5 protein-coding genes are annotated in these 7,491 nt (G+C 43.7%); 3 read left to right on the top strand and 2 right to left on the bottom strand.

Features of this window, described 5'->3' with window-relative positions; translation table 11 throughout:
- On the bottom strand, positions 1–194 hold a 194-nt coding region (gene rpmA / locus VLN09_RS00175; RefSeq protein WP_325242932.1), incomplete at its 3' end, for a 50S ribosomal protein L27.
- Positions 195–288: 94 nt separating this feature from the next.
- On the bottom strand, positions 289–600 hold the full coding sequence (rplU, locus tag VLN09_RS00170; RefSeq protein WP_011280837.1) for a 50S ribosomal protein L21: 312 nt from the start codon (positions 598–600) through the stop codon (positions 289–291).
- A gap of 701 nt (positions 601–1,301) precedes the next feature.
- Here rplU and VLN09_RS00165 point away from each other — a divergent pair.
- From VLN09_RS00165 to VLN09_RS00155, 3 genes are all read left to right on the top strand, one after another.
- On the top strand, positions 1,302–2,231 hold the full coding sequence (locus VLN09_RS00165) for a polyprenyl synthetase family protein (RefSeq protein ID WP_325242934.1): 930 nt from the start codon (positions 1,302–1,304) through the stop codon (positions 2,229–2,231).
- 624 nt (positions 2,232–2,855) lie between these two features.
- Entirely contained in the window at positions 2,856–4,199 is a 1,344-nt protein-coding gene (locus tag VLN09_RS00160) for an efflux RND transporter periplasmic adaptor subunit (RefSeq protein WP_325242929.1), read from the top strand.
- Positions 4,200–4,234: 35 nt separating this feature from the next.
- A complete protein-coding gene (locus VLN09_RS00155) occupies positions 4,235–7,462 on the top strand; it encodes an efflux RND transporter permease subunit (protein ID WP_325242927.1) in 3,228 nt (1,075 codons plus the stop codon).
- The last annotated feature ends 29 nt before the right edge of the window (positions 7,463–7,491 follow it).

Genomic DNA, 7,491 nt, shown 5'->3' with positions numbered 1-7,491 from the left:
CCGTCATTTAGTGCAAATAAAGTATGGTCACGACCCATGCCAACACCTTCGCCAGCGTGGAACTCTGTACCACGTTGACGAACGATGATGTTACCAGCGACGATGGCTTGACCGCCAAAGATTTTTACGCCTAGCATTTTTGGGTTTGAATCACGACCGTTACGGCTTGAACCGGCAGCTTTTTTATGTGCCATGAGAAAATCTCCTTGTTAATGTGACTTATCGCTAATGCGATAACTCTTAAGCTTTTAGTGCGTTATTAATTATCAATAAACTGACAATCGTTAATTAAGCATTAATCGCTTTGATTTTTAACAAGGTATACCATTGGCGGTGACCTTGCTCTTTGTGATAATGCTTACGACGGTTGTGCTTGACGATACGGATTTTTTCGCCGCGGCCATGCTCAACAACTTCAACTTCAACACTAGCGCCTTCAACGATAGGCTGACCAATCTTGACAGTTTCACCATCAACAATCATCAACACATCTTCAAATTTGATTGTTTCGCCTGTTTCTGCTTTAAGTAATTCAACTTTAAGCAATTCATTAACGACTACACGGTGCTGTTTACCACCAGTTTTGATTACTGCGTACATTGTATGACTCCGTTTAACCCGTGTGCCGTGGCTGATATCATACCAACACTTCGACGACGAACACGACAGGGAAAAATTAAAGGCAAGATTTTACGGCTTTTTGCTGATAAAAGCAAGCCGCACCTCTTGTTTTTGTATGGTGGTAATACCAAAAATCTATGCTCGTATCAGGAACAATGTCATTGATTAACCAGCGTAATGTATATCGCTATTAATACAGAGCGCCTAATAACACGCAGAGATAGTGGTTAAAATCCAACAGCGGCTATTATAGCTTATCTAATCAGAGACTTACAGTTTTTTGTAAATAGACATGTAATAAGCATCTACCAATCGTCCATCGTTGTTAATATCACTTAGTTGCTAATAGCTACTTACCAGTGGTTTGCTGATTTTCATCATAATAAACGCCGCAATATTCGCCTGAACCTCAAGCGCCGTATCGAATTTTGCTATACTTAAATCAACAATATCACTAGATAGCTATGCTATCATGCATAAAACGCTGGCTTTGCTATGTATCACTATTAAAAGTATCGCTATTAACATATTCTTTATTTTTATTGGTTTGATTATCTATTATGACTTGTACTTCTTTATCTAACACCGCTGCGCCATTGTCTACTGCGCCATCAGTCAATCTAACGTCGACACCAACCTATGCTGATATCCAAAGCATTGTGGCTGATGATTTTGAAATTATGGACAAACAAGTCTTTGGCAGTCTTAACTCCAAAGTTCAGCTGGTGATGAATGTGTCACAGCACGTGATTAACGCTGGCGGGAAACGTATGCGCCCCTTGATTACGCTGTTATGTGCGCGGATGCTTAGTGATGAGCCATCACAGCAGGCGATGCATTTGGCGGCGATTACTGAGATGCTGCATACGGCAACCTTGGTACATGATGATGTGATAGATGAATCAGGGCAACGCCGTGGTAAGCCAACCGCGAACGCGACTTGGGATAATGCGACAGCTGTACTGGTCGGTGACTATCTGATTGCCCGTGCCTTTAACTTGTTGGTAGGCTTTCAAAGCTTGCCACTATTGCAAGTGTTCTCAGACGGCACTTGTGATATCGCTGAAGGTGAAGTATTACAACTGCAGCATCAGCATAACCCTGAAGCAACTGAGCAAGACTATCTAAACATCATCGACGGTAAGACTTCACGTTTGTTTATGATGGCAACTCAAGGTGCTGCGATTTTGCAAGATCAAACGCAGCACTTGCAAGCCTTAGCAGATTTTGGTCAGCACTTTGGCAATGCTTTTCAGATTGTCGATGATGTGCTCGATTATAGTGGTGATAGTGAAGTGATGGGCAAAAACCTAGGCGACGACCTTGCAGAAGGTAAACCTACGCTGCCAACTATCAAAGCGCTTGAGTTGCTCAAAGATAGCGACGCCGAAGGCTATGAGCAGCTCCGTATTGCCGTACAAACAGGTAAAACGCCAAACGCTGAGCAGCTTATTGATTTGGTACGCCGTTCAGGCTCATTAGATTATTGTAAGCTGCGTGCTTTGGAAGAAACCAAGCTGGCGCAACAAGCACTTAGCACCCTACCTGACAATCGTTATCGTCAAGGTCTATACCAATTGACCGAGCTTGCTAGCGCACGATTAGTGTAGCATCACCGTTTTTTTAACCGCTATTAGTACCGACTCACGTCTCTACTGCAATAGTTAATTATGCATAGTAGAGACTGTTGATGGCTATTTTTTAATGATCATAATTAATGGTTGCTAAATTTGTTATTTTGTTTACAAACCTGTTTTTTCATGCTCTAAAGACCTCAATGCTCATATGGTTTTACAATTATAACAAAAGTTTACAATATACTTTAATAGTAGGATGTATAGCGCTCTATTAGCTGTTAGCTGACGTGACGCTTACTGTAACGGTATTTTTTTATCCATAAAACGTAATATTACTGCTTTTTATCACCCTTCCTATTGTAAACCACTTGACTGTGGGGTTACCCCAATAGTTTATAATAACTCGTTAAATTTACTAATCCACTTTGTGGTCTGCCTACACTTTGATACAAAAAAATCTGGCATAGCTACTCAATCTATTTCGCTATCGGATGTCCTACTAGCGAGGTTTTACTAAATCAGTTTATTAAAAATCTAAATTGGGAGCGAGAGTATAAGTGCGCAGTATTAGTAAAGATTTTATATTCTATACACCAAAATTTATTGATTAACTTTTTATACTGTCATTATTTTATATACATATTGCCGAGGACATTGATGAAGCACTCTTATCTTGCGCTTGTAATAGCAACTGTACTATCTGGAGCTGTACTGGTTGGCTGTGACAAAAAAGAGGATGCCGCTGGCGACGCGGCTGCACAGCAACAAATGCCGCCCTCCGTCGTCAACGTTCAGACTGTTACCTTTGGTACCGTACCACAAGTACAGACTTTTTCTGGACGCACAGCGGCTTATCAAACCGCTGATGTCCGCCCACAGGTGAACGGAATTATAGACGAAGTATTGTTCCGTGAGGGCAGCAACGTCAAAAAGGGTCAGCCTTTATACCGTATCAATACGGATAACTATGCAACGTCTATTACCACTGGTCAGGCGGCGATAGCCCAAGCAGAAGCCAACTATCAGACAGCTTTGGCCAATAATGCCAATGCAAAAGCGGATTTGGCCAGCCGTCAAGCGTCACTATCACAAGCACAAAATGATTTGCAACGTCTGCAAGGTTTGGTCGCTATTGATGCCATCTCAAAGCAGCAATACGACCAAGCACAAACCACCGTGCGTACTGCACAGGCTGCCGTACAAAGCGCCAATGCTGCTATCGGTCAATCGCAAGCAGGTATTGAAAGCGCAAAAGCTGGTATTCAGACAGCAAAAGCTGGCTTGCAAGCGAGTACCTTAGATCTGAATCGTACTATCGTACGCGCACCTATCTCAGGTCGTACTGATCGCTCTAGCGTGACTGCTGGTACATTGGTCAGCTCAGGTCAACCTACTCCTTTAGTGACCATCTCTCGCCTAGATCCTATCTATGTCGATATCAGTCAATCATCGTCTGAGCTGCTTAAATTGCGCCAACAAATCTCTGCTGGCAAAGCGCAAGCAGGAATGAATTCAGTTGAGTTAGTACTAGAAGATGGCTCAACGTATCCTGTACGTGGTGAGTTGGCGTTGTCAGAAGCGAAAGTTGATGAATCAACAGGTGCAGTGACATTACGTGCAGTCTTCCCGAATAATAGCAATATCTTATTACCTGGTATGTATGTCAGCGCCCGCTTAACTCAAAGCGTGATTACCAATGCGGCACTCGTCCCACAGAGCGCTGTGATGCGCTCGACTAAAAGTGAGACGCAAGTTTATATCGTTGATGAAAACAATAAAATCCAAGTTCGTCCGGTCACGATTAATGGCACATATCAAGGACAATGGGTGGTCACTGACGGTCTTCAAGCTGGCGACAAAGTAGTGATTATCGGTGGTGCAAAAGTGAAGCCTGAACAAGAGGTTATTGCGAAGCCATTAGAAAATCCAAACCCTGCGCCTACTGCAAAAGAGCCTGCTGCCAAAACACCGCAGCAAGCTGCACAATCAGCCGCCAAATAATTCCATTCAAAGCTAGGAAGACTTAGGGATTTACTATGTCACGTTTTTTTATTAATCGCCCTATTTTTGCTTGGGTGCTGGCTGTTTTGGTCATGCTCATCGGGGTGATATCGGTTCTTAACCTACCGATTGAACAGTATCCACGTATTGCACCACCGACGATTTCGGTCAGTGCAAGCTACCCTGGTGCTAACGCGCAAACCGTTGAAAATTCAGTAATACAGATTATTGAGCAGCGCATGAAAGGGCTTGATGGTCTGATGTATATGTCATCATCAAGCTCTTCAAATGGTAGTGCCTCAGTGACGCTTACCTTTGAGAACGGTACTGATTCTGATACGGCTCAGGTACAAGTACAGAACAAACTGCAAGCCGCGATGAGCTCGTTACCTGAATCGGTACAGCGTCAAGGCGTCAACGTTAATAAATCATCTAGCAGCTTTATGATGGTTCAGGCATTCATCTCCGAAGATGGCAGTATGGATCGATCAGACATTGGCGATTATATTAACTCCAATGTCCTCGATGCGATCAGTCGGGTTGAAGGTGTGGGTGAGGTTCAAGTCTTTGGCTCTAACTATGCGATGCGTGTTTGGCTTGACCCTTCACGCCTACGTAGCTACAACATGGTGCCATCTGATGTCGTCAATGCGATACGAGCACAGAACACTCAGGTATCTGCTGGTCAATTAGGACAAGCACCTGCTGACACTGACCAACAGGTGATTAACGCTACTGTTACGGTCCAAAGCTATTTACAAACGCCTGAAGAATTTCAAAACATTCTGTTAAAAACTGACACCGCTGGTGCGCAGGTACGTTTAGGCGATGTGGCGGATGTCGAAATCGGCAGTGAGAATTATAGCGTTGTGTCTTTATATAATGGACAAGAAGCGGCTGGTTTGGGTATCTCGCTTGCTGGTGGTGCCAACGCACTTGAAACTCGTGAGGCAGTTGGTGTGCGTATGGCAGAGCTGGAAAAGAATTTTCCAGCTGGTCTGACATCAGTGGTTCCTTATGACACCACACCATTTGTTCGTCTATCTATTGAACAAGTCGTTATAACCCTCATTGAGGCGATTGTATTAGTATTTATCGTTATGTTCATTTTCTTACAGAACTGGCGCGCGACTATCATTCCAACGCTTGCCGTACCTGTCGTTCTATTGGGTACGTTTGGGGTGCTGTATGTTGCTGGCTTTAGTATCAACGTATTGACCATGTTTGCTATGGTGCTCTCCATTGGTCTATTGGTCGATGATGCAATCGTTGTCGTAGAGAACGTTGAGCGTATATTAGAAGAAGATCCTCACATTTCTATTAAAGACGCGACCGTTCAATCGATGGGTGAAATCAGTAAGATCGTTATTGGTATTGCGCTTATCTTATCCGCTGTATTCATACCGATGGCTTTCTTTGGCGGCTCAACAGGCGTGATTTACCGTCAGTTCTCTATTACTTTGATTACCAGCATGGTGTTATCAGCCATGGTCGCGCTTGTTTTCACCCCTGCCCTATGTGTGACATTGCTAAAACGTGGCAAAAGTCATGAAAAAGGCAATAGCGAAAATCAAAAAGGCTTCTTTGGTTGGTTTAACCGCTCTTTTACCAAAACCAGTCAATCTTATGAAAAATTTGTCGGTAAAAGCTTCCGTTTTAAATGGTTATATCTGATTGTCTATGCCGCCATTATCGGTATTATGGCAGTGGTGTTCTTGCGTATTCCTGGCTCATTTTTACCAGAAGAAGATCAAGGTATTATGTTTACCTTGGTTCAGCTTCCTGCCGGCTCTACGCTAGATGAGACACAAGACGTACTGGATAAAGTTAGAAATTATTACGACACTCAAGAGACCGATAACATTGCTTCTGTCTTTACCATTGCAGGCTTTAGTTTTGCTGGTCAAGGTCAAAATATGGGTCTGGCATTTGTACGTTTGTCAGATTGGGAGGAACGTTCTGGTGATGAAAACACAGCCCAAGCCGTTGCTGGTCGAGCAATGGGTTATTTCTTTACTCAGTTAAATGAAGCGCAAGTATTTGCCATTGTACCCCCAGCTATTACTGAGCTTGGTAATGCCAGTGGTTTTGATTTAATGCTTCAAGATAGTGGCAACCTTGGACACGATGGGTTACTTGAAGCCCGTAATATGCTCTTAGGTATGGCAGCACAGAATGAACAAGTTGCTGGTGTGCGTCCTAACGGTCAAGAAGATTCGCCACAACTTAAGGTAAACATCAACCAAGAGCAAGCTGCAGCTTATGGCTTGTCGTTAAGTAATATCAACAGCGTTATCTCAACAGCGTGGGGCTCAAGCTACGTTAATGACTTCGTCGATCGTGGTCGTATTAAACGTGTCTATGTACAAGGTGAGGCAAGCAGCCGCACCAACCCTGATGACATTGGTAAATGGTATGTACGAAATGACATGAACGATATGATTTCGTTCGATGCATTCTCTAGCAGTGAGTGGCAGTCAGGCTCACCGCGGCTCACTCGCTACAACAGCTTACCGTCAATGAACATCCAAGGTAGCGCAGCACCAGGTTTAAGTACTGGTGAGGCAATGAGCTCTATGGAAGCCATGATAGACAAATTACCTGAAGGTATCAGTTACGAGTGGACAGGCATGTCATTGGAAGAGCAAAAGTCAGGTGCACAAGCGCCCATGCTTTATGCGTTTTCAATCCTAGTCGTGTTCTTGTGCTTGGCGGCTCTATATGAAAGCTGGTCTATCCCCTTCTCTGTCCTATTGGTCATTCCACTTGGGGTATTGGGTGCAGTGATATTTACTTGGCTACGCGGTTTTGCCAACGATATTTATTTGCAAGTTGGTCTACTTACGGTCGTTGGTCTATCGGCCAAAAATGCCATTTTGATTATTGAGTTTGCCAAAGAGCGCCAAGAGGCAGGTTATAGTCTCACAGATGCCGTTATGACAGCAGCGCGTCAACGCTTACGTCCAATTATTATGACCTCTCTTGCCTTTGGACTAGGTGTTGTGCCATTATTCTTAGCAAACGGTCCAGGTTCAGGCAGTCAAAATGCTATCGGTACCAGTGTTGTCGGTGGTGTGATAACCGCCACACTCTTAGGCATCTTCTTTATTCCGATGTTTTACATCTGGGTACGTAGTGCGTTCCCGCACAAATACGAGAACAACAAACCAAACGATAAAGATGATAGCAACGGTACGCCTGACTCGCACAACCCAATGCCTTCTGATAATCATCAGCCTGCAAGCCTTGGAGACAATACATAATGATTACTCAAAAAATGTTTACCAATAAC

Source organism: Psychrobacter sp. (assembly GCF_035469765.1).
Classification (GTDB): Bacteria; Pseudomonadota; Gammaproteobacteria; order Pseudomonadales; family Moraxellaceae; genus Psychrobacter.
Note: the sequence above shows the minus strand (reverse complement) of the source record. Positions and strands in the feature narration are given on the sequence as shown.

Coding starts and splice junctions, on each gene's coding strand:
- rplU (WP_011280837.1), bottom strand. CDS start 600: ATGTACGCAGTAATCAAAACTGGTGGTAAACAGCACCGTGTAGTCGTT.
- VLN09_RS00165 (WP_325242934.1), top strand. CDS start 1,302: ATGGACAAACAAGTCTTTGGCAGTCTTAACTCCAAAGTTCAGCTGGTG.
- VLN09_RS00160 (WP_325242929.1), top strand. CDS start 2,856: ATGAAGCACTCTTATCTTGCGCTTGTAATAGCAACTGTACTATCTGGA.
- VLN09_RS00155 (WP_325242927.1), top strand. CDS start 4,235: ATGTCACGTTTTTTTATTAATCGCCCTATTTTTGCTTGGGTGCTGGCT.